A 23967-nucleotide genomic window follows, 5' to 3' on the forward strand; every position below is an offset into this window, starting at 1 on the left:
AGTAATTTCAGCGCTGATAATTTAAGTTGATGAAAAAATTACTACTCTTTACCGCTGCCTCGGTGCTTGCGTGCAATGTTATGGCACAGCAGGAGCCACAAAAAGCTATTTACTATTCTATATCATTTCCTAACGCGGCCCATCATGAAGCCGAAATAAGCATGACCATTCCGCAGGCACCGTCCAGTGCTTTCAGGGTACGGATGAGCCGCTCATCTGCGGGGCGTTATGCTACACATGAGTTTGGTAAAAACATTTACAATGTTAAAGCCACCGATGTTGACGGGAAGGAGTTAGAGTTAACCCAAATTGAAGGCGATGTTTACGAGGTGGGAGACCATCCCGCTACCGTAAAAATAAGCTATACCCTTTTTGGCAACTGGACTGACGGCACCTACGCTTCAATTGATCCAAGCCATGCCCACCTGAATATGCCTGCAACTTTTATGTGGGTAGTTGGGCAGGATAAGCGCCCGCTTACCATTGAATTTAACGACCTGGAAAAATACGGCTGGAAAGTGGCCTCGCAGCTTAAACACGTAGGTTCCGACGTGTACAGCGCACCAAATTTGCAATACCTGATGGATAGCCCTACCGAACTATCCAATTACAATGTTAGCAGCTGGGAGGTGATAAATACTGATGGTAAGAAAGAAAAAATAAACCTTGCCATGCACTCTGATGACAGCCAGGCCGTGATTGATAATTTCGGTAAGATGATCCAGAAGCTGGTGTTTGAAGAAAAAGCTGTATTTGGCGAACTGCCAACCTATGATTTTGGTGAATATACTTTTGTGAGCGATGTAAACCCGGCCGTATCCGGCGATGGGATGGAACACCGTAACTCAACTTCTATAACTATCCCGGCCCCTAAAGTTGAAGGTTTTGAAAATAACCTGATGGGGGTTTACGCGCACGAGTATTTCCATAGCTGGAATGTGAAGCGCATCCGCCCAAAATCACTGGAGCCATTTAACTTTGAACACGCCAACATGAGCAGCGAGCTTTGGTTTGCCGAAGGTTTTACCCAATATTATGGCGAGCTGCTGCTTACCCGTGCAGGTTTTGTTACGGTTGACGATTACACTAAAACTATTGCCGGTTTGGTTAACCAGGTATTGAATACCCCGGCTGCTGCCAAATATTCGGCCGCGCAAATGAGCCGTTATTCGGTTTTTGCCGATGCCGGTGTATCTATCGATCCGAACAATAACGTTAATGATTTTACCAGTTACTATACCTACGGCGGTGCCATTGCATTAGCGCTCGACCTTCGCTTGCGCAGCGATTTTAACATGACGCTTGATGATTACATGCGTGCCGTTTGGCTTAACCGAGGTAAGGTAATGAAACCATATACCATTCCCGATCTGCAAAGTGATTTGGGTAAAGTAACCAACAACCCCAAATTTGCAGCCGATTTCTTTAAGCGCTATATCAACGGAACCGACAAAAATAATTACGAAGAGCTGCTGGCCAAAGCAGGGTTGGTATTGCGCAAGGTGCAGCCGGGCAAAGGCTGGGCCGGGCCGCTGGCTGCAACGCCGGGCCGTGGTCGCGCAGGTCAGGTACGTGCTGCCGATGCCGAAGGTTTACCAATACTTTCAAGCACAACTATAGGTACCCCGGTTTACAAGGCAGGCCTTGATGCCGGTGATATCATCCTGAAAGTTGACGGAAAGGATATTAAAGACCAAAAAGGGTTTAGCGATATCATTGCCGATAAAAAGCCGGGCGATAAAGTTATGGTAAACTATAAAAACCGTACCGGTGCCCATGAAACTACTATCACCCTTGAAGAAAACCCCAACTTTGAAGTAGTAACCTTTGAAAAGGCAGGTAAACAATTAAGTAAAGAGCAGGAAACGTTCCGTAACAACTGGCTGCAGTCAAAAGTTAAATAGTGATGAAAAAGATATCGATAGTAACGGCGGCATTATTAAGCGTTTCGGCTTACAGTTTTGCGCAGGATGTTAATAAACTGATCAGGAAAAATGATGTAACCCGCATTATCAAAACCCTGTCGGCCGATGATATGCAGGGGAGGGCCACTTTTACGCCCGGCATTGAAAAAGCTGCCACGTTTATTGAACGCGAATATAAAAAGATCGGCCTTAAGCCTATGGAGGGCAATACCGGTTACCGTCAAAACTTTACGATGGTGCGTTCAACCCCAGTAAGTTTAACCGTAAGCATCAATGGTAAAATTATAGCTGCAGACAGCGCGTTTGCGAGCAGTGCAGATTCGTTTAAATGGGCAGGCGATAAGGATGTACAGGTAATTACAGTTGGCCCTGATAAGGATTTTCGTACCGAATACCGTAAGGCATTTAAAAGCGGTACCAAAGCCCTGCTGTTGGTCGATCCGAAATTTAAAAGCCTGTTTAACCGCGTTAAGAGCTATGTTGGTTTGGGCGCTACCAATTTTAAGGGTAAAGCTAAGCCACCTGTTGTATTTGTATCAGGCAAATTTGATAGCGTTACTTCGTTTGATGTTAGCTGTGATGTAAAAAATCAGGAATTGCCGCTGTTTAACGTTGCAGGTATCATTCCCGGTAAAACCAAACCGAATGAATACGTGGTATTTTCGGGCCATTACGATCATTTGGGCATTATCAAGCCTGATAAGCCCGGCATAACCGACAGTATTGCCAACGGCGCCGATGATGACGCTTCGGGCACAACCGCTGTGTTAAGTTTAGCTAAATACTATAAAAAGCTCCATAATAATGCCCGTACACTCATTTTTGTAGCCTTTACTGCCGAAGAGATTGGTGAATATGGCTCACAGTACTTTGCTAAGCAGATAGATGCAGATAAAGTAGTTGCCATGTTCAATATCGAAATGATTGGAAAGGCTTCAAAGTTTGGAACCAACTCCGCATTTATTACCGGGTTTGAGAGGTCGGATTTCGGTAAAATCCTGCAAAAGAACCTGGAAGGAACCGCCTTTAAATTTTACCCGGACCCGTACCCGGACCAGGATTTGTTTTACAGGAGCGATAACGCATCCCTGGCCGAAGTCGGCGTACCAGCTCACACCATTTCAACCGACCAGATTGACATAGATAAACTATACCATACCGTTGGTGATGAATTCGGCACACTTGATGTGGATAATATCACCTCGGCCATCCGCGCGATAGCACTAAGCTCACGCACCGTAGTTTCGGGCCAGGATACGCCAACGAGGGTTCCGAAGAAAACGGAGTAAGGGAGACAGCTTTTGCGTTAGGGATAGAAGCGGATACCGGCCATGTGGCTAAAGCCCTGTGCAGTATGAGCGGATAGCCCGGCCGGAGGCAACGCCCGGATTTAAGATTTTTTATTCCCTCCCTCGGGAGGGGTGCGTTGGGTGTATGTAGTGGCAGGGAGGGGTTAACACGTTTTGTAAAAGAATAAGCATGTCGTAGAAACCCCTCCCTACACCCTCCCAGGGGAGGGAATCGCACTGTCCCACGTTTGTTATTATTCTTACCCCTCATGAACAAAATACTCAAAATAGCAGTTGTAGGTCCCGAATCAACAGGTAAATCAACCATGTCTGAATACCTGGCTGCTCATTATGAAACGATAGCCGTGCCTGAGTATTCGCGCGAGTATTGTGCAAACCTCACGGGCGATTGTACTTTTCAGGACGAGGTGAATATGTTCCACGGACAAATAGCGCTCGAAAAAAAGCTGCTGCCGCAGGCCAACGGGATCCTGATATGTGATACCACTTTTTTAACAGTAAAAATCTGGAGCGAAGAGATGTTTGGCAGCGCCCCGAAGGAAGTACTCGACGAACTGCCCCGCCATCCCTATGATTTTTATTTACTCTTAGATATCGATCTTCCCTGGCAGGACGATCCTTTACGCAATTTCCCCACCAAGCGAGAATATTTCATGAACATTTGGCACCGCGAACTTCAGGCGCTCAACGCCAATTATGTGGTAATATCAGGCCTGGGGCAGGATAGGTATGATAATGCGGTGACTACAATTGATAGATTTTTGAATACTGCTCTTAAATAAAAGCGTCATTGCGAGGTACGAAGCAATCCCAGACTATACAAAGAAACTTGCATAGCCGCTCTGTCTCATGGGGATTGCTTCGTGCCTCGCAATGACGCTTTTTTATCGGGCATTTTTTTGTGATACGTTTACAAACTCCCATTAACTTAAAAATTTCAAAAAAATTATCACCTAATAAAAATTATTTTTTTCACATACGTGCAACGTTGCAAAATGCCTTGCGTCTATTAACCTGAAGCTGGTCATAAATTTGGAAGCAATATATATTGACAAACATTACAACCTGGTGGTTGAGTGCAAGCAGGGGAGCAAAAAAGCCTGTTATGAGCTTTACCGTTTGTATTCGAAAGCTATGCTGAACGTGGCCTTTCGGATAGTGGGCGATATTGCCGAAGCAGAAGATGTGCTGCAGGAAGCTTTTGTGGATGCCTTTGCCAAGCTGAAGGATTTTAGGCAGGATACCACATTTGGCCTCTGGCTTAAGCAAATCGTTGTAAACCGGTCAATCAACCTGCTGCGCAAACGCAAGCTGGAGCTGGTTGAACTGGAAGACGGCCACCTTGAAAATATTGCCGATGATGAAGGCTGGGACGACGAAGATGTACAATACCAGGTTGCCCGGGTAAAAGAAGGTATGAAACAGCTGCCTGACGGCTACCGCATTGTACTATCGCTTTACCTGCTTGAAGGGTATGACCACGAAGAAATAGCACAAATATTGAATATATCAGAAAACACATCAAGAACCCAGTTTTTGAGAGCTAAAAGAAAGTTAATTGAAATTTTAAACAGGAAAGGAACAGTATCATGAGCAAGCGATTTGAAGATTTCATGCACGACAATAACGAAGAATTTAACGAAATAGAACCATCGGCAGATTTGTGGGGTAAAATTGAGGCACAGCTCAATTTTTTGGACGAGGAGCAGGAGCAACCCAAAAAGCGCGAAGCAAAAACTTTTTCGCTGGGTTTCGTGCTAAAAGTAGCCGCATCGGTGATCATCGTAATGGCGATAGGCTTCGGCACATATATACAAAGCCAAAAAGGCGCAAAAGGCGTTGACCTGGCCGCTATTAACCCCGAGTATGCACAACAGCAGGTGCACTATGCATCGCTTGTTGAAACTAAGCTTACCGAACTTAAATCAGCATCTAAAAATGATCCGCAGCTATACAAGGAGTTCAGCGCCGAGATAGCTAAAATGGATTCCACCTATAAAAAACTAAACAGTGATTTAGCCACCAGTCCTAACCAGGAACGTGTTTTACGTGCAATGATCCGGAACTTGCAAATACAAACCGAGGTGCTAAACCAGCAATTAAATGTAATTGAACAGTTTAACCAGATGAAAAAGGAACAAAACAATGAAACTAAAAATATTTAGTCCGGCACTGCTTACGCTTATCGGTTTGTTAACCATAAGTACAGCAAATTTTGCACAGGTTAGCCCTGCGCCCCCTGCTGCACCGGCAAAACCAAAATTACCGCCTACGCCTCCTCCTGCCGCCGAAATAAACGGCGACGAGTGGGCCCCGGCGACCAACAGCAAGGAGTACCAGCAAAAAATGAAGGAGCTGAACGCAAAAATGCGCGAGCTGCAAAAGGAAATGAGCAATCTGCGCGTGCAGCAGCAAAAGCAAATGCAGTTTAAAATGCAAAATATGCTTAAATTGAACAAGCAATTTGCCTTTAAATTCAAGGATAGCATGAGGTTTAAGAGCTTCGACTCCTTAAAGTTTAAAATGAAGTTTAAGAAGTTTGATACCATAAAGTTTGCCGAGAAATTTGAAAAGCTTAGCCCTAATATCAGCTTCGGTTTTAAAAACTTCGACCAGAATTTTAGCTACAGTTTCGACGGTGACGAGAGCTACGAAAAGCAGGTACAAAACGGCGATATAGTTGAGAAAACCAAAAGCTACAGCAAAAGCTATAACGTTGATGGCAATGATGTGATCAATATCGATAACAAATTTGGCAAGGTCACTGTAATTACCTGGGCCAAAAGCGAGGTTAAGGTTGATGTACAGATCAAGGTTGGTGCTAATGATGAGGATAAGGCTCAAAAATTGCTTGATAACGTAACTATTAAAGATAGTAAAGATGGCTCAGGTGTATCGTTCAGGACTTCTATCAGCCAAAACGATGATGATAACGGCAGCTGGGGTAACTTATTCGGCAAGAAAAACTCTGTTCGTAAAATGGAGATCAACTACACCGTTTACATGCCTGCCAAAAATCCGCTTACCATCAACAACAAATACGGCAGTACCGAATTACCCGATTTGAGCGGTAAACTCAATATCAATAATTCTTATGGCAGCTTAAATGCTAAAGCATTGAGTAACCCCGCCTGCCAGATCAGGGTTAGATATGGCAGCGCCACCATCGGTACCCTTACAGGCAGCGATCTGGATGTAGCCTATGGCAACCTTAATCTTGGTGATTGTGATAAGCTTAATGCCGATGTAAGTTACGGCTCGGCAAAAATTGGCCGTATCACCACTTCAGGCAATATCAATGTGAAGTTTAGTGGCGCGCTGAATATTGGTGAGGTTGATAAAAATGTGAAAAGCCTTTCGGTTAATTCATCATACTCAAGCGTGAAGTTAGGGATCAGCGATGGTCAAAATGCCGATTTTGATATCACTGTACATTATGGCAGCTTTAACTATGGCGGCCATGATGTTAATATCACCAGCAAAACCCCTGCCGATGGCGAACGTGGCTTTAACCCTACAAAAACTTACAAAGGCCATTTGGGCAAAGGCGGCAGTGATAAAACCATTACCATCAGCACAAGTTATGGCAGCGTAAGCTTTGATTAAAAATTCATAATAAACACTAAAATTCCAAACGGTGTATCGTTAGGCTGTTACTAACAAATAGCCTTGCGATACACCGTTTTTTATTGACTTACGGGCTCTTGCAAATCTCCGCTATCCCTCATAGCTTTGGAACAAACACCTTAGCATGTACCATCAGGAAAATGAAAAGCAGATCTTTAACACCCTTTATGATCAGTACAAACACCTGGGCCTGCCGCTGGAACTGATAAAGCATACCGATTTTACAGTTTTTAACCTGAAAGACATTAACCAGCCTACGCCGTTTAAATCGCCGTTGAGCAGGCTTAACTTTTTTGTTTTTGCCTTTATAAAAGATGGGAGCGGAGATTATACTATTGATGAGCAGAATTACAAATTACAGCCCCGCGCTGTTTATTTCACCAACCCAGGTCATTTTCGCTCGTTTAACTGGGAGCATATAGGCGATGTATACTTGTTCACGCTTAGCGAATCGTTTTTGAAGGAAAACGTACACGCCAATATCTTTGATGAATTCCCTTTCCTGCTGGCCGAAACATTCCCGGCCCGTGTGCTTACCCCCGAGGTTTTTGAAGAGTTTGATATTTTGTATCACCAGATCCTGAAAGAGTATAACTCGGATAGTGCATACCGTTATCGCATTATTGGTAACCTTTTTGTGGTGGTGCTGTTAAAATTCAAAGAATATTTCTGGAAGGATTACAACCCGATTTATGAAGGTAACCGGAGCTCGGAAATTGTGAAAAGCTTTAAACGCCTGCTCGAAAAACATTACCGCGACCTGAGCAGCGGCGTAGCCGAACAGGCTTTCCGTGTACAGGACTATGCCGACGCGCAAAGCCTTCATCCCAATTACCTGAGCAACGTTATCAAAATAAAAACAGGCAAAACCATCAGCACCTGGATAGCCGAAAAAACCATATCCGAAGCCAAATCCCTGCTGCAAAATTCAAAGGCATCCGTTAAAGAGATAGCATACCGTTTGGGTTTTTCTGAAGCCACCCATTTCAGCAATTATTTTAAAAAGCATACTGATACTTCACCCGTATTGTTCAGGAAAGAACATGGTACTATTACTTCATAATTAAAATAATTAAGTCTATTCCAATACTATCTTTTGATGCTGATATGGGATTTCAATATGATTGAACCCATGCGCCTTAAGTTTACCTGCAAAATGCTGCTGCACCTCATATTCGCCATGAACCAGGAATACGGTCTTCACATCTTCAGGATCCTGGCAGGCCAGGAAATGCAGCAGATCATCATAATCGCCATGGGCGCTCATTGATTTGATGGAACGCACCTCAGCCTTAACCTCGTACATCTCTCCGAAAATATGTACTTCATGATCGCCCCTCAACAGCCTGCCGCCTAATGAGTTGGGCTCGCAATAGCCTACCATTAAAATGGTGTTCTTTTGGCTGTTGATATTGTTTTTGATATGGTGTTTCACCCGCCCGGCTTCGGCCATGCCCGATGAGGAGATGATAACACATGGCCGCGGATCATTATTCAGCGCTTTTGATTCCTCTACACTCTCAATAAATCGCAAACCTTTAAAACCAAAAGGATTGGCGTCGGTTTTTAAAACATCCTGCACGTTTTTGTTGTAAACCTCCGGGTGGTTCATCAGTACTTCGGTGGCTTTTTCTGATAGAGGGCTATCTACATAGTAAGGAATATCCGGCAATGTGCCTTTAAGCTCAAGGCTGTTTAAAGCATACAGCAATTCCTGTGTGCGGCCTACGCTGAATGCCGGGATGATTACCTTGCCTTTCTTCGCTTCACAAGTTTGCTTAATGATCTCCAGTAACGATTCCTCAATAGGCCCAAGCTCTTTATGCAGCGAATCGCCGTAGGTTGATTCCAGTAAAATATAGTTTGCCTGCTCAAAGGTTTGCGGGCTTTTTAGTAGCAGATCGCCATAGCGGCCAACATCGCCGCTAAAAGTAATATGGGTGTCTTTATCGTTTTTGGTAACGGTGATATGTACTGCTGCGCTGCCCAAAATATGGCCGGCATCGGTAAAGTTAAATTTCAGGACAGGGGTAATGGCAAATTCCTCGCCGTATTCAACAATTTTAAACAGGCGCAGGGCTTCCATTACATCATCTTCGGTGTATAGTGGAGTAAGCAATGGCAGGCCTTTCCGGGCGCGATGTTTGTTGCTATACTCACTATCCTGTGTCTGGATCTTGGCCGAATCGAGCAATAGGATGCGGGCCAGGTCCATCGTGGCCGAAGTGCAGTAGATGTTCCCTTCAAAACCTTCTGCAACAAGTCGCGGGATCAGGCCGCAATGGTCAATATGGGCGTGCGACAGGATCATGTGCGTAACACCTTTGGGGTTAAAGCCGAAATGCTCATTCATTTCTTCGGTTTGTTCGCCCAGTCCCTGGAACATGCCACAGTCTAATAATATACTGGTTCCGTCGTTTAAGCGGAGTAAATGCTTGCTGCCGGTAACGTTACGGGCAGCGCCATGGAAGGTTATATTCATGTATAATTGGATGTGATCAACACAACGAAGATGGTGATTAAAAGTTTAAGAAATTAACAACTAAAAATTTAGTTGCAAATATAAAATACATCCCTTACCTTAGTTTAACCAATTAAACACATTAATACACGAGGTATTAATATTTAAAGTACGCACATGGAAATTAAAGAGTTAACCCGCGCCGAAGAGCAGATTATGCAAGTGCTCTGGCAGTTAAAAAAAGGGTATGTTAAAGATGTTATCGACCAGTTGCCCGAGCCAAAGCCCGCCTACAATACCGTGTCGACAATTATCCGCATTTTGGAAACGAAGGGTTTTGTTGGCCATACCGCATTTGGCAAAAGCCATGAATATCATCCGGTGATCAGCAAGGAGCAATACCAGAATTTTGCTGCTGATAAACTGCTGAGCGGCTATTTTGACAATTCTGTTAACCGCATGCTTTCATTTTTTGTAAAGAAGGAGAAGATTGACCTGAAGGAGGCCGATGAGATCATGAAACTGATTGAAAAACTAAAAGAAAAATAGTTATGAGCTGGTGGCAATATTTATTACTGGTAAATATATACCTGTTGCTGTTTTACGGGTTTTATGTGCTGTTGCTTCGTAAAGAAACCTTTTTTCAGCTTAACAGGCTTTACCTGGTAAGCGCTGCCCTGTTATCATTTATGATACCGGTTATGCAGGCTAACTGGGTGCAAAACCTGTTTATTACCCAGCAGGTAAAATATACCTTGTACAGCAGCCCGGTACTGGTTTATCATTTTAAGCCGATAGAAGAATCGCCTGTGAGCATAGGGCAGATCTTACTGATTTTATACCTTGCCGGAATTATGTTTTTATCGGGCAGATTGGTATGGCAGCTTTTTAAATTGAAGAAAGTGATCAGCCAGCCGGTATCTGATGTATCATATTCTTTTTTCAAAAAAGTAAAACTGAATGCCGATGGCGAAGAGAACGCGGCGATAGCCACGCACGAGGATGTGCATGCCAAACAATGGCATTCGGCCGATGTGCTGCTGGTTGAGCTGGTGATGATCATTAACTGGTTTAACCCGGTAGTGTATTTTTATCGCAGGGCAATAAAACACATCCATGAATTTATTGCCGACAGGCATGCTGTTAAAGCCGGTACTGATAAGGCCGCCTATGCCATGCTGCTTTTAAGCCAAACGTTCCATACACCAAGCCACGACCTGGTTAACTCATTTTTTAACAAAAGCCTCTTGAAAGAACGTATTATTATGCTGCAAAAAAACAACTCGCACCGTATGGCGCTCATTAAATATGGTCTTTCGGCACCGCTGTTTATCTTGATGATGGTCCTTTCGTCGGCAACGATCAATAACAGCGATACCATTACGGTGATCAATACCAAAGCCGACAAAGTTTTTTCGACCCCGGCCAGTAAGGTAACTGAAATAACCATTGATGAACCGTCAAAAGCAGATGAAAGGGTGGTTGGAGCAGCAGATACCACACCAGTATTTTCTGTAGTTGAACATGTGCCCGAATTTCCGGGCGGATTGGAAGCTTTCAGTAAATTCTTATCAGGGAATATCAAATATCCGGCAACGGCCCCCGAGCAAAAGATCCAGGGTAGGGTGATCATTACTTTTGTTGTTGAAAGGGATGGCGCACTTTCAAACGAAAAAGTTGTTCGTGGAATTACCGAGGACCTGAACAATGAAGCTTTAAGAGTGATCAAATTATCGCCAAAATGGAAGCCCGGTGTACAGAACAATCACCCTGTACGGGTACAATATTCTGTGCCCATCAACTTTGCTCTAACTCCTGATGAAAATGTTAAGTTTTCAGGTACTTCGGCTCAAAATGATACCAATAAAGCAACAGGGGTTAAACCAAACAAGTCAGGTGATGTATTTACATCGGTTGAACACATGCCCGAGTTTGCAGGGGGAGTAGAGGCTTTTAGCAAGTTCCTGTGGGCCAATGTAAAATACCCTAAAATTGCGCGTGAAAAAAACATTCAGGGTAGGGTGATTTCAGTTTTTATTGTAGAAAAAGACGGAACACTATCCGATATCAAAATAGTAAAGGGAATAGGTTACGGCTGCGATGATGAAGCATTGAGGGTACTCAAGTTATCCCCGGCATGGAATCCCGGAACCCAAAACGGCCGCCCGGTGAGGGTGAAATATGCTGTTCCCATTAGTTTTACGCTGACAGATAGCAAACCGGCAAAACCCGGCGAAAGCAAAACCGGGGCCGTTGAAACAGGTAATGCAAAGGCCTCTTCGTTTGCAAACCGGTTACGCGAGGATTCTACTAAAGCTACATTCTCCATACGGGATAGTTTTACTAAGGGGGTACCGCCATTATGTATTATCGACGGAGTTACCCAATCCAAAACCTTTGCGTTAAATACCATCAACCCGGAAGATATTCAAAGCATTAGTGTTTTAAAGGATAAAAGCGCTGTAGCTATTTATGGCGATAAAGCTGTAAATGGTGTTATATTGATCACTACAAAGGCAACGGCGAAAAAGAAGGCTTCAGGCAGCCCGGTAAAAAATAATTGATGTTTAAATCAGGTAATTTATTTTTATTCAATTAGTGATAGGTTTTTGAACCGGCATTGTGATTCTGGTAATTTGTTTGCCGTTACTGTAAATGTTTATAGATTTGCGCCCAAAACCTTATCACATGAAAAAAAGAATTCCTTTTTTAGGGGCTTTGATAATCATTGCCATTTATAGTGCCTGTAACAAAGAGCACCACGATCCTGTACCTCAACCGGTAAAGCTTCAAAGCATAACCATCACGGATACTTTAACCGCTTATATTGGTAACGTATTACAAATGGATTTGAAAGTAGACCCGACTTCATTTGATACCTCAAAGTTTTCATGGCAATCGTCTGATACTTCAATTGTCTCTGTTTCCAAAACAGGAAAAATCACGGTTAAGAATGAAGGTATTTCAAAATTATCGGTTACCGACTCTGCTAAAACAAAAAGTGCTACCTGTTTAGTAACAGTTAAAGATAGTTTAAGCATTGGATTGTTAGCGTACTACCCTTTTAATAATAGCCTTAATGATTTTTCGCCATATAAAAATGATGGCAAGGCCAATGATATATCATCAACAGCCGATAAGTTTGGAAAAGCAAACAGCGCTTTTTATTTTAATGGATTAAGCAGCCATATTGCCGTGAAAGACAACCAGGCGCTGCGCTTAAGCAATACAAATATTACTTTGAGCGCCTGGGTTAAGCTTGATGTATATAATTACTCGTACGGCGTTAACATTTTAACAAAACATCATTCGGGTGTTGAAAACGGATGGGCGTGGGGGATAACAGGATACGGGTTCGGAACCCCGGGTATTGTAACTTATGGAACAGGTGGCGGCAGCGCTGCCGCCCGCGGAACACGTACCATTAGTTTAAACCAGTGGCATTTGGTTACCAGTGTTTATGATTTATCCAAACAGCAATTAAGTATCTATGTTGACGGTACGTTTGATAACGTAACCAACAACATGCCGGCACCAAACATGAATACTGATGCCGACCTGTATATTGGCCGGGATAATCCGGATGTTTCAGCAGAAGGGTACCTTGTGCGCGGTTCGGTAGATGAAGTTAGAATTTATCATAGAGCATTAAGCGCCTATGAAATCCATAAACTATTTGTGTCAAAAAAATATTAAAACTACACAGGTGGTTTAAAAGTAAAAGGACCGGCGGTTGATACGCTGGTCCTTTTACTTTTTAAAAATACAGGCAGCCTGGTATTGCAAATGGTGATGCTGTTTTCAGTTAAGATTTATTTATTATTTAAAACTGTTAAATTAGCCGCATGAAAGGTAACGACCGATTATACCCCTCTGTTTTTCACACACGCTATGTAGCCCTTTCGCAATTGCGCGATAAAACCATTGAAACGATAAAACAGCTTACGGCTGCTGATAATAAACAACTGTTAGTTGATTTTGGTTGCGGCGATATGCCTTACCGCGAATTGATTGATCCCCTTGTAGGTAAATATCTTGGTGTTGATCTGGAGATGAACCCTAAAGCTGAACATCATATTGGTTTTGACAGTAAAACTACCCTGCCTGATAACTATTGTGATATAGTACTCAGCAACCAGGTACTTGAACACGTAGATACACCGTCGGGCTATTTGCAGGAAGCTATGCGTATTTTAAAACCTGGCGGCTCGGCCATAATAACTACGCATGGTTACTGGTTTTACCATCCTACACCCAATGATTACTGGAGATGGACGAGTGCCGGTTTGCGAAAAACCATTGAAGCCGAAGGATTTAAGATCAATACTTTTTATGGTATTATGGGCTTGGCTGCAAGTGGTTTGCAACTATTCCAGGATGGCATTGCTGTGAAAATGCCTAAGTTTTTGATTCCTCCATTTGCTTTGGTTATGCAAACACTTATAAGTTTGTTTAACAGGATCAATACGCAGGCACAGCGCGACCGCGATGGTGCCATCTACGTCATTGTTGCCCAAAAGCCCCTTTAATATTATTTATTTAACTTTGTGCCTGCAAAGCATATCCTCAGATACTCTGTACTGTAATGACCGAAAATCCGAACCGCGAAAATGTAGTGTCATACTATGACGAACACGTTAAAAATAAGCTTAACGACTATATCGTAGTTAACCCCCGCATAGAGCTTGGCTGGGAAACCATAAAACGGTTTACGGCAGCAAAACCAACCCGGATATTGGAGGTTGGTTGCGGTATGGGCAATATCTGCTCAAGGATGCATAAATATTGGCCTGATGCAGTTATCACAGGTATTGATATCAGTACTTTATCTATTCAGGTTGCCCAAAAGCTTTTTGCCGATAGTAAACTTGATTTCAAAGAAAGCATACTCACCACAGATACTTTTGATGAGCAATTTGACCTGATCATCTTTATGGATGTTTATGAGCATATTGCAGTTGTTGACAGGCCGGAGGTGCATGCCGCCCTCGCTAAAATATTGCGTAATAAAGGCCGCATAGTTTTAACCGTGCCCACACCGCATAACCTCAAATGGTCGCTGGTAAACAAGCCGGAGACCATGCAGCCGGTTGATGAACATATCTCGTTTGAAACGGTTGGCAAGTTGGCTGCCGATACCGGTACGGAAGTAATATTGTATGAAGCCAAAAATGTTTGGAATGTAGGTGATTATGCCCACATTGTGCTGGAAAAAAATGATGATTTTGAAGCAGCTTTCTTTTATCCCAAGCCCGTTACCTCTTCACAACGCGCGCAGCGGATCATGAACAAAGCTATCAACAAGTTTAGCAGCATATTTCGTAGGTTTTATGTGAAGAGAAAACTTGGTTGATATGAAGGAGCCATACAACCTGTGCATAGTTAAGCCTAATAAATCCGCCTTTTCCGAAACCTTCATACAAGCGCAAATTGACAGGTTGAAGGGTAACAAAAAAGTACTATATGGCGGTGACTTTCCGCTTTATGACGACCAGGGGAAATTTCTTATCCGTTCAAAGCTGTGGTTATTGGTTTATCTTATTCAAAAAAGGCTTTTTAAAAAAAGGGAGATAGGGGTACGTACAAGAGCGCTTGCTGATTATTTAAAGAAAAACGATATCGATGTTGTACTTGCTGAATATGGCATGGTGGGTGCAATGATTGCTTCAGCGTGTAAAATGGCCGGTGTTCCGTTAGTTATTCATTTTCATGGCGCCGATGCGCACCATAGACCAACCATTGCAAAGTATCAGCAACTTTATCATAAAGCTTTTGATTACGCGTCGGCAATTGTTGCGGTATCAAACGATATGGTCCAATCCTTAAAAAAAATCGGGGCTCCGGCGGCAAAAATCCATCTTAACCCTTATGGTGTTGACGGGGAAAAGTTTCCGCTGATAGACATATCAAATTCAGGCCCTTATTTCTTGTCGGTTGGCCGCTTTGTTGAAAAAAAATCGCCGCAGTCTGTTATTCGCGCTTTTAAAAAGGTGAATGAGGATTTCCCCGAGGCACATTTATGGATGGTGGGAGACGGGCCTCTTTTTGATGAAGCTAAGCAATTGATAACAGAACTTAGCCTTACAGGCAATGTTACGTTAACGGGTGTAATGACAGCTACTGAAATACGTAAACTTATGGAAAAAGTACGTTGTTTTGTACAGCATTCCGTAACAGCGGCCGATGGCGATATGGAGGGTACGCCAAATACTATTCTTGAGGCTGCATCGTCGGGTTTGGCTATTGTGAGTACGGCGCATGCCGGTATAAAAGAGGCTGTTTTAGACGGTATAGCCGGTTTCCTGGTGCCAGAGCATAATATAGATGAGATGGCTGCTAAAATGCTCAGCATAGCGGGCGATGTAAAATTGGCGGCGAAAATGGGATTAGCAGCTCATGATCATATTGTCCAAAACTATGACATCAATAAGCGTATTGCTTTGCTTGACGGTATTATTCAAAGTAGTATCAGTAACAAAAATTAAATGAACCTTTTACAAAAACAGGGATTTTTTAACAGCCTTATATTATACGCAGGGGTAGCTCTGGGTTTTTTTAATCTTATCATCCTGTTTCAGCGGATCCTTACCACTGAAGAGATCGGTTTTTTTATTTTAATAGGAACCATATCGTTACTTTATGCACAGTTTGCCGGGTTAGGTATTGGTAATATCATCCTTAAATATTTTCCTTACTATCGCAGCGACGATAAAAAGCATGGTGGCTTCGTGTCTTTTGTTACTGTTTGGAGCCTGATTGGTTTTGTGATCTTCACTGTGCTTTTTGTGCTTTTTAAAGACGCTATCATCAGTCACTATAAAGATAGGGATGGTGCCTCGCTGCTTACTAAGTATTTTTACTACCTCATTCCCTTATCGTTTTTTACCCTTGTATTTTCTGTATTAGAGAATATGGCGCTTACAGTATTTAAAAATGTACTGTCTTCGTTTTTGCGCGAAGTTGGATTGCGTTTGTTTACAACTGCCGCCGTTTTATTGATAGCGATTAAACTGGTTGATTACCACGTTTTTTTGCTCATATATATAACGGCTAACCTGGTAGCTGTGTTAGTATTACTCGCATATATTGCGAAGGGCAGGCATTTTAAATTTTCGACCATTGGTACACAATTGATCAGTGAACGGAAAACATTTCTCAGTTATGGCATTTTTACGGTATTGAGTGGTAGTTCATTTGTAATGATCCAGAATCTGGATACCCTGATGCTGAGCCTGCTTACCAAACAATCATTCAGTTACGTGGGTATTTATGGGACATTTTTTGCCATTGCAGTAGTTATTAGTTTACCTGCCAAGGCATTGAGCCGTACTTCACTGCAGATCATAGCTCAGTCCTGGGTTACTAATGATCTGGCCAAAATTGGTAAAATTTATTATAAAACATCTGTGGTGCAAATGTTGATAGGCTGCCTGCTGTTTATAGGCCTGGTTATCAACAGGCAGTTTATTATCATGTTATTGCATAAACATGATTACGCTCCCTATTTTAACGTGTTTATAGTGGTAGGTGTGGCGTTTTTGGTTGATATGACGGGTGGTTTAAACGGCTATATCATGAATGTATCCAAATACTACAGGCTTACTACTGTTTTTATAGTTTCGGCTGTAGTGCTTTGTATAGTATCAAACTGGATCTTAATACCGCGAATGGGAATGATGGGGGCTGCCGTATCTTACCTGATCACCATGTTTGTACTAAACTTTGCCTATTGGTTGTTTATTAAAATTAAGTTTAACCTGCAGCCTTTTGCAAAAGCTCATTTGTATATCTTATTGATATTTACGGTATGCCTGCTTATTGGGCTTTACCTCCCTCCTTTAAAAAATCTGTTTGCAGATATGGTTTACCGTTCGGGTATTATTGGTGTGGTTTATGTGTTTTTTGCATACGTTTTAAAAATTTCAGAAGATATTAATATTATATTTGATCGCATCCTGAAAAAAGTATAAATTAGGTTGCATTAAGTACTAAAATACCCAAACCTGTCACAATACTGCATGCCTAAAGCTTTTACCAAAGTCTTATTCTTATTCCTGTGCATAATAACCTTTTCGTTTGTGTTATTGGCCCAGCCGTATTTGCCTGTTAATATGGGCTGTCGTTTTAATAAAATGGCTATCGGCGCAAGCTATGATCTTAATACTTCGGCATTGCGTACAGCAACAGCGGCCCAGAGTGAATTTCCATTGCCGATAAGTTATGTTTTTTAATGGCACGCACCCAAACCAGCACAGGTTTGACCGCCCTTTTAGCGAATGGGAATTTGTAACAGCTTCAATTGCTGTAGAGTACAGTTTAAAAGTTTGTTGATAATATGAACATTATAATTAATTATCCCGTAAAAGAGATCAGGGTACCGGTACAGAGTACCGATATCCCGAAACCTGGATTAACAATAAAGTATTTTATTAATACCACTGATTGAGTTAAATTAATTGTGATTGACTTTAAAATATTTTTGTTATAGGTTAAAATAATTTGAAAATTTAATAATATGAAGGATAATTATTATCATTATCCGTTAATTTAAGCTATGCACCCTGATGCCTCCTCGCCTGTATAAACCTTTTTTGTGGGCAATATTTTGCCTGTTTTTTTCCCTTTTTACTGTTTTTGGCCGGACGCCTTCGCCCAGGCTGGCAACCAATATAGAGAAGCGGTCGGCGGATCTGCGATTAGAACCATACAATCTTACAGCAGCGCCCCTGCAGTCGATAACCATTTGTTCTGCAGCAGCGGCTGTACTTAATGGGGATGTAAAAAATCCAACACCCAATAGCTACCTCTGGCAAATAAGCCGCGGTGGGAGTTGGGTAAGCGCACCATCCGGCAATACAATGAAAGATTATATAACATCATCATTGACAAATACCGGTGCAACAAGTATAGTGTACAGTTTACGCAGGCAAACTACTACGGGCGGTGTTGTTGCTTATGATTCATTTTACGATGTTACGGTTAGACCGATAAGCTCTGTTACCAATAATACGATCACGGCACCTGCTGTTATTCAGTTTTGTAATACAGGCAACCCTACTGTTATTATTGGTAGTACCCCGGCCGGTGGAGATGGCACCTTTTCATACCAATGGCAATCATCTGCAGATAACGCAACATTTACTGATATTACCGGAGCAGTATCGAAAAACTACGATCCGCCGGTGCTGAACAATGATACTTATTACCGGCGGATCGTTTCATCCGGTGCATGTACAACCCCTGCTACCAGTAATGTGGTCATATTCAGGGTTTCGCCCCCTCCTGCGGCCCCACAGCCCAACACCAAGGCCTTAACTATTTGCCAGGGTACTTCGGTTTTCATATCGCTGGAACCAACACAGGCAGGGTTAACTTACAATTGGTATGATTCGCCATCTAAAAATGTATTATTAAATACCGGAACTTCCTACACAACGCCGGTATTAAATGCCAGTAAAAATTATTACGTAGAAGCTTCTAACGGTGTTTGCGGTAGTCAGTTAACAATAATATCATTAACGGTTGTACCTACCCCGGCTGTGCCGCAATTTGCACAAAGTACCGTTAACGTCTGCTCTGGTTCTACAACAACACTTAATATTCAAAACGCACAAAGCGGTGTTGTTTATAACTGGTACAGCAGTGCAACCGATGCTAATATTTTACATACCGGAACCAGCTATGTGCTTAGTAACGTAACATCGGCAACAACTTATTATGTACAGGCGGTTAACGCTACAGGTTGTGCTTCTTCTGCACGGGGTACGGTCAGCGTATCTGTTGTGACCCTGCCGGTGGTTACTGTAAACAGTACAGGTACCAGTATTTGTCCGGGAACGAGCGCTACATTAACGGCTTCATCAACTGATGCGGCAGCGGTAATATCATGGTATGACGCACCAACCGGCGGAAACCTGCTTGCAAAAGGCAATACATATACTACCGTTAACTTAACATCGGCAAAAAACTATTATGTGGAAGCTACCAACAGCACCGGGTGTAACAGCAACGCAAGGGTTGTAGTGCCGGTACAAATGACCAAACCGCTTGATGCGCCCGTGGTAACTGTTGGCGAGGTTACCTCATCAAGCGTAACTTTTAATTGGAGTGCGGTAAGTGGAGCTACCAGCTACCTGGTAAGTACCGATAACGGTTTAACTTATACTGCGCCAAGTTCGGGCAGCAGCGGTTTAACACACAAAGTGAGCGGGCTTGACCTTAACCAGCCGGTGACTATCACCGTAAAGGCTTTGGGGGCTACATCATGTACATTGAGTGAGGCTTCGGCTGCGGTTACAGCTGCTACTATCGATAATAATAACGTGATATACGTGGCCAACAATTTTACCCCCAACGGCGACGGAAATAACGATATTATTTATGTACATGGAAAAAATATAAACACATTGTCGTTTTATGTATATGACCAGTGGGGGCAGTTGATTTTTACGTCAACAGATGTTAATAAAGGATGGGACGGTTATTTTAAAGGCTCATTGATGCCCGTGGGCGTATATGTATACTATTTAAAAGCAACAATGAATAACGGGGCGCAATTGAGTAAAAAAGGAACAATTACGCTATTACGATGAAGAAACTACTACTTATCATTACCATAGCGCTGCAATTTGCAGCAGCAGGAACGGTGAAGGCGCAGGTTGATCCGCATTTTTCACAATATTACGCCTACCCGCTTTGGCTAAATCCGGCACTTACCGGTGTTTTTGACGGCGATACGCGCATATCAGCCAATTTCAGGGACCAGTGGGCAAACATTAACAATGGCTACCGTACAGCCGGGGCATCGGTAGATTTTAAACCGACCGATAAAGTTGGTATCGGCCTTAATGTGCTTGATCAAAAGGCGGGTACAGCCGGGTATAATTATTTTACAGCTTATGGTTCATTGGGTTATGGCATAGCCTTGTCCGGCGATGGTAATCAGCGGTTACACTTCGGTTTACAGGCAGGAGTTATCAGCCGCAGTTTTGATCCGGGTAAGCTCCAGTCAGATAACCAGTACGATCCAAACACCGGCTTCGACCCAACCTTGCCCAATTTTGAAAACTTTGGCTACTCGTCAAAAACAGTATTTGATGCCGGCGCCGGTATCTATTATTACAATGCCGACCCGATGAACAAAGCCAATTTGTTTGGCGGCCTTAGTATCAACCACCTTAATGATGTAACAGATCCTTTTGCAGCAGGCGGTATTAACAGTAAACTGCCTATGCGTTTTACTGCACATGGCGGCATCCGGATCAAAGCTTCTGATTTTTTTGACGTGATCCCTAATGCGGTTTATGTTAAACAGGGTAAAGGTGAGATCAAGGCCTTCGGTTTATATTCCGAATTTAAGTTTGCTGATGATAACGGCCTGGTGCTTGGCGGTATGGTACGGCTGCAGGATGCGGCAATTGCCAACATTGGTTACCACATAAAACAGATGGTTATAGGCGCCAGCTATGATTTTAACACTTCGGGGCTCCGTGCGGTTACCTCTGGGCGGGGCGGTTTTGAGTTATCAATAAGTTATATATTTAGTCGCTACACCGATTCTCCGGCCCCAATTTGCCCAAGGATATAATATGAAAAAGCTGTTACCTTATTTTCTCTTTTTGCTTTTCCCGGCGGTTTCTTTTGGCCAGGCGGCAAACTACAGGGCACTGGCCGATACTGCTTTTAACAGGCATGAATATTATACCGCTGCTTATTATTACAAGCATATTATTGATGGTACTACAATAGCATCAAAGAACAGTGTGCCATTTTCAGCAGCAAAAAAGGGTACTTCAAAAAAAGAAACAACCAATCAATATATAGTTTATCATCTGGCCGAATCATATAGGTTGTATAAGGATTATACAGATGCTACCATATGGTATACTAAAATGAGCAAGGAAGGATCCTTAGAGCAATATCCTTTAACCCCGCTTTGGTATGGCATCTGTTTGCAGGCAAACGGAAATTATGATGAAGCCCTTGTTCAGTTAAAGCAGTTTGCAGGCAGCAGTCCTGATCCTAAATATGTTGAATTTGCCAATAAGGAAATTGCATCATGCCAATATGCATTGAAGCAATTGGAGCACCCGCGCGCTGTTGATGTATCGCCTTTGGTGTTTTTAAATAAAGACCAGGGCGACTATGCCCTTACCGTAAATTTAGGCAGGTATTGGTTTACCTCATCACGTATGGTTGATAAGGATAAATTTTATACCAACAGGGTTTACAGCTCAGCTATTCTGGATTCGACTAAAGCGCTTGCTACAAACTTTAATGTTTTTGATAAAGAAGGGCAAATTGAATATGCCACACCTGCTCTTGACGGTACCGGCACCAAAATGTACCTTACCCGCTGGTATAAAAAGAATGGGAAAACAGTATCGGCTATTTACCTGAGCCAATTGGTAAGCAGCATCTGGCAGCAGCCGGTGAGGCTGAATAGTACTGTTAATGCCGAAGGCTATAATTCCAAGCATCCTTTTGTTAGTGCCGATGGCAAGCGGTTGTTTTTCTCGTCCGACAGGCCGGGCGGTGAAGGCGGCGACGATATCTGGGAAAGTAACCTGGATGATACCGGGCAGCCAAAAACAGTAAGCAATTTGGGCAATACAGTAAACACACCTTATGATGAGCAATCGCCATATTATGACGTGGCTGATAAAGTGTTGTTTTTCAGCTCGACCGGTTTTACCGGCATGGGCGGTTTTGATGTTTATCGAAGCGATGGCGATTTTGGACATTGGTCGGTACCGGTTAACCTGGGTTACCCGGTTAACTCATCAAAAGATGATCTGTATTATAGTCTTGATCCCACCAATGCAAACAAATTTTACCTGAGTTCGGCCCGCGGTTCTGATTGTTGTTTGAGCCTGTTCACCGGACAGTATAAATTCTTATACATCAGCGGCCGGGTCATCGACTGTCGAAACAATACCGGCATGGCAGGTGCAAGGGTGATACTTAAAGATCCGAATGTTAAAATGGGTTTGGTTGCTAAGGTTACCGATGCCAATGGCGATTATGTTTTCCAGGTAAAGGAAAAGCTGCCAAGTTATAAGCTGGAGATCTCGCAAAAAGGATATTTTACCAAAGTTGTTCCTGCACCGATAGTAAAGCCGGGCATTGATACGCTTATTAACCCCGAAATTTGCCTGCAGAATTATAAGGTTAATGTGCAGATAGTTATTGAAAATATCTATTTCGATTTTGGCAACGCTCATCTTCGGGCGGATTCATATAATACGCTTGATAAGCTGGTGGCTATCATGAACGATAACCCTAAAATAAAGATTGAGCTTGGCTCGCATACCGATGGGATTGGCAGTGATGCAGGAAACCTGAAGTTATCGCAGGCGCGGGCGGAAGCTTGTGTTGATTACCTGTTATTACAGGGCATCAAATCTGCCCGTATTACCGCCCGTGGTTATGGCAAAAAAATGCCCATTGCGCCTAACAAATTGCCAAACGGCAAGGATAACCCCGCAGGCAGGCAGCTTAACCGCCGTACCACCTTCACTGTAAAATCAGCAGAATAAAAACAAATTATTTTATTTGTTTGCAATCGGAAGGTTATGGTATAATTTTACCTTCGCAAATTAAATGCCCTGCTACCCGCAGGGCATTTAATCTCAATACCCGATCTGCTGAAATCATAAAATGCAAAATCTTGCCCCGATAGCCCTTTTTGTTTATAACCGGCCCGACCATACCCGCCGTACCATCAGTTATTTGCAGCAAAATTTACTGGCCGATGAGTCGCGCCTATATATTTTTTGCGATGCAGCCAAAACCGATGCCGATAAACCCAAGGTTGAGCAGGTAAGGCAGCTGGTGAATGATGTAAGCGGTTTTAAGTCGGTAAAAATTGTTGTGCGCGATCATAACCTCGGTTTGGCCGAATCCATCATTAGCGGGGTAACACAGTTGGTTTATGAATATGGCAAAGTGATCGTGTTTGAAGATGACCTGTTATCATCACCATATACCCTGCAATACTTCAACGACGCGTTAACAAAATATGCAAACCAGGAACAGGTAATGCATATTGGCGCATACATGTACAACCTGAATGATAAAACCTTGCCCGAAACGTTCTTTTATCGGGCGGCCACCAGCTGGGGCTGGGCAACCTGGGCCCGTGCCTGGAAAAACTTTGAACCAGATGTTGACAAACTGATCGACCAGTTTGATACGTTGAAAATAGCCCGGTTTTCGATAGAAGGTAAAATGAACTTCTGGAAACAGATTGAGCAGTTTAAGGCCGGTAAAAATAACTCATGGGCCATTCGCTGGTATGCCTCCATTTTTTTGAAGAATGGCTTAACACTTAACCCCTCACAATCGCTTATTCAAAATATTGGTCATGACGGCACCGGTGTACATTCCAATAACGAGGATATTTATCACGTGCAAATGGCACGGAAGCAGGTAACGCAATTCCCGGGTGTGATACAGGAAAATGAGCAGGTTTATAAGGCTATTAAACATTTCCTGGCTAACAGGAAAGGCACTTTGTTGCAGCGGGTCAGGCGTTTTCTGAAGCAGCAAATGGGGCGCTGATCTGTTTCTAATCAGTTTCTCAAAGACGGTTTAATGTAATGTAAAATGCTTGATAAGTATTTGCGGAATTTGATTTTAAAAG

The 23967-nt window shown here is 42.9% G+C and carries 20 protein-coding genes; 19 read left to right on the forward strand and 1 reads right to left on the reverse strand.

Features of this window, described 5'->3' with window-relative positions; all coding sequences use genetic code 11:
* Window positions 1–29: 29 nt before the first annotated feature.
* From ACFFGT_RS20630 to ACFFGT_RS20660, 7 genes are all read left to right on the forward strand, one after another.
* Window positions 30–1904, forward strand: a complete 1875-nt coding sequence (locus ACFFGT_RS20630; RefSeq protein ID WP_377024401.1) for a M61 family metallopeptidase — start codon at window positions 30–32, stop codon at window positions 1902–1904.
* 2 nt (window positions 1905–1906) lie between these two features.
* Complete coding sequence (locus tag ACFFGT_RS20635) at window positions 1907–3214, forward strand: M28 family metallopeptidase (protein WP_377024402.1); 1308 nt, start codon at window positions 1907–1909, stop codon at window positions 3212–3214.
* A gap of 269 nt (window positions 3215–3483) precedes the next feature.
* Window positions 3484–4017, forward strand: a complete 534-nt coding sequence (locus ACFFGT_RS20640; RefSeq protein WP_377024403.1) for an AAA family ATPase — start codon at window positions 3484–3486, stop codon at window positions 4015–4017.
* Window positions 4018–4267: 250 nt separating this feature from the next.
* Window positions 4268–4828 carry an RNA polymerase sigma factor gene (locus ACFFGT_RS20645; RefSeq protein WP_377024404.1) on the forward strand — a complete coding sequence of 187 codons (561 nt, stop codon included), beginning with the start codon at window positions 4268–4270 and terminating at the stop codon, window positions 4826–4828.
* Entirely contained in the window at window positions 4825–5400 is a 576-nt protein-coding gene (locus ACFFGT_RS20650) for a hypothetical protein (protein WP_377024405.1), read from the forward strand. The genes ACFFGT_RS20645 and ACFFGT_RS20650 overlap by 4 nt, the downstream gene beginning before the upstream one ends.
* Window positions 5381–6841 (forward strand): DUF4097 family beta strand repeat-containing protein, encoded by a 1461-nt coding sequence (locus ACFFGT_RS20655; RefSeq protein WP_377024406.1) that lies wholly within the window; start codon window positions 5381–5383, stop codon window positions 6839–6841. The genes ACFFGT_RS20650 and ACFFGT_RS20655 overlap by 20 nt, the downstream gene beginning before the upstream one ends.
* 145 nt (window positions 6842–6986) lie before the next feature.
* Window positions 6987–7925 carry a helix-turn-helix domain-containing protein gene (locus ACFFGT_RS20660; RefSeq protein WP_377024407.1) on the forward strand — a complete coding sequence of 313 codons (939 nt, stop codon included), beginning with the start codon at window positions 6987–6989 and terminating at the stop codon, window positions 7923–7925.
* Between the two features lie 15 nt (window positions 7926–7940).
* On the opposite strand, the gene ACFFGT_RS20665 is transcribed toward ACFFGT_RS20660, so the two are convergent.
* Window positions 7941–9344 carry an MBL fold metallo-hydrolase RNA specificity domain-containing protein gene (locus ACFFGT_RS20665; RefSeq protein WP_377024408.1) on the reverse strand — a complete coding sequence of 468 codons (1404 nt, stop codon included), beginning with the start codon at window positions 9342–9344 and terminating at the stop codon, window positions 7941–7943.
* Between the two features lie 156 nt (window positions 9345–9500).
* Between ACFFGT_RS20665 and ACFFGT_RS20670 the strand changes: the two genes are divergently transcribed.
* From ACFFGT_RS20670 to ACFFGT_RS20725, 12 genes are all read left to right on the forward strand, one after another.
* Complete coding sequence (locus ACFFGT_RS20670; protein ID WP_377024409.1) at window positions 9501–9872, forward strand: BlaI/MecI/CopY family transcriptional regulator; 372 nt, start codon at window positions 9501–9503, stop codon at window positions 9870–9872.
* Between the two features lie 2 nt (window positions 9873–9874).
* Entirely contained in the window at window positions 9875–11887 is a 2013-nt protein-coding gene (locus ACFFGT_RS20675) for a TonB family protein (protein WP_377024410.1), read from the forward strand.
* A gap of 124 nt (window positions 11888–12011) precedes the next feature.
* Window positions 12012–13019: a LamG-like jellyroll fold domain-containing protein gene (locus ACFFGT_RS20680; protein ID WP_377024411.1), complete on the forward strand. Its 1008-nt coding sequence runs from the start codon at window positions 12012–12014 to the stop codon at window positions 13017–13019.
* Window positions 13020–13168: 149 nt separating this feature from the next.
* Window positions 13169–13852 (forward strand): class I SAM-dependent methyltransferase, encoded by a 684-nt coding sequence (locus ACFFGT_RS20685; protein WP_377024412.1) that lies wholly within the window; start codon window positions 13169–13171, stop codon window positions 13850–13852.
* Between the two features lie 56 nt (window positions 13853–13908).
* Window positions 13909–14676, forward strand: a complete 768-nt coding sequence (locus ACFFGT_RS20690) for a class I SAM-dependent methyltransferase (protein ID WP_377024413.1) — start codon at window positions 13909–13911, stop codon at window positions 14674–14676.
* A 1-nt stretch (window position 14677) separates the two neighbouring features.
* Window positions 14678–15808: a glycosyltransferase gene (locus ACFFGT_RS20695; protein WP_377024414.1), complete on the forward strand. Its 1131-nt coding sequence runs from the start codon at window positions 14678–14680 to the stop codon at window positions 15806–15808.
* Window positions 15809–17293, forward strand: a complete 1485-nt coding sequence (locus ACFFGT_RS20700; RefSeq protein ID WP_377024415.1) for a lipopolysaccharide biosynthesis protein — start codon at window positions 15809–15811, stop codon at window positions 17291–17293. It begins immediately after the preceding gene.
* Between the two features lie 48 nt (window positions 17294–17341).
* Window positions 17342–17554, forward strand: a complete 213-nt coding sequence (locus ACFFGT_RS20705; RefSeq protein ID WP_377024416.1) for a hypothetical protein — start codon at window positions 17342–17344, stop codon at window positions 17552–17554.
* A gap of 360 nt (window positions 17555–17914) precedes the next feature.
* On the forward strand, window positions 17915–19915 hold the full coding sequence (locus ACFFGT_RS20710) for a T9SS type B sorting domain-containing protein (protein WP_377024417.1): 2001 nt from the start codon (window positions 17915–17917) through the stop codon (window positions 19913–19915).
* Complete coding sequence (locus ACFFGT_RS20715) at window positions 19912–20910, forward strand: PorP/SprF family type IX secretion system membrane protein (RefSeq protein ID WP_377024418.1); 999 nt, start codon at window positions 19912–19914, stop codon at window positions 20908–20910. The genes ACFFGT_RS20710 and ACFFGT_RS20715 overlap by 4 nt, the downstream gene beginning before the upstream one ends.
* 1 nt (window position 20911) lies before the next feature.
* Window positions 20912–22861, forward strand: coding sequence for an OmpA family protein (locus tag ACFFGT_RS20720; protein WP_377024419.1), 1950 nt, complete (start codon window positions 20912–20914; stop codon window positions 22859–22861).
* Between the two features lie 121 nt (window positions 22862–22982).
* On the forward strand, window positions 22983–23885 hold the full coding sequence (locus tag ACFFGT_RS20725; protein ID WP_377024420.1) for a glycosyltransferase family A protein: 903 nt from the start codon (window positions 22983–22985) through the stop codon (window positions 23883–23885).
* The last annotated feature ends 82 nt before the right edge of the window (window positions 23886–23967 follow it).

Source organism: Mucilaginibacter angelicae (assembly GCF_042434235.1).
GTDB classification, from domain to species: domain Bacteria; phylum Bacteroidota; class Bacteroidia; order Sphingobacteriales; family Sphingobacteriaceae; genus Mucilaginibacter; species Mucilaginibacter angelicae.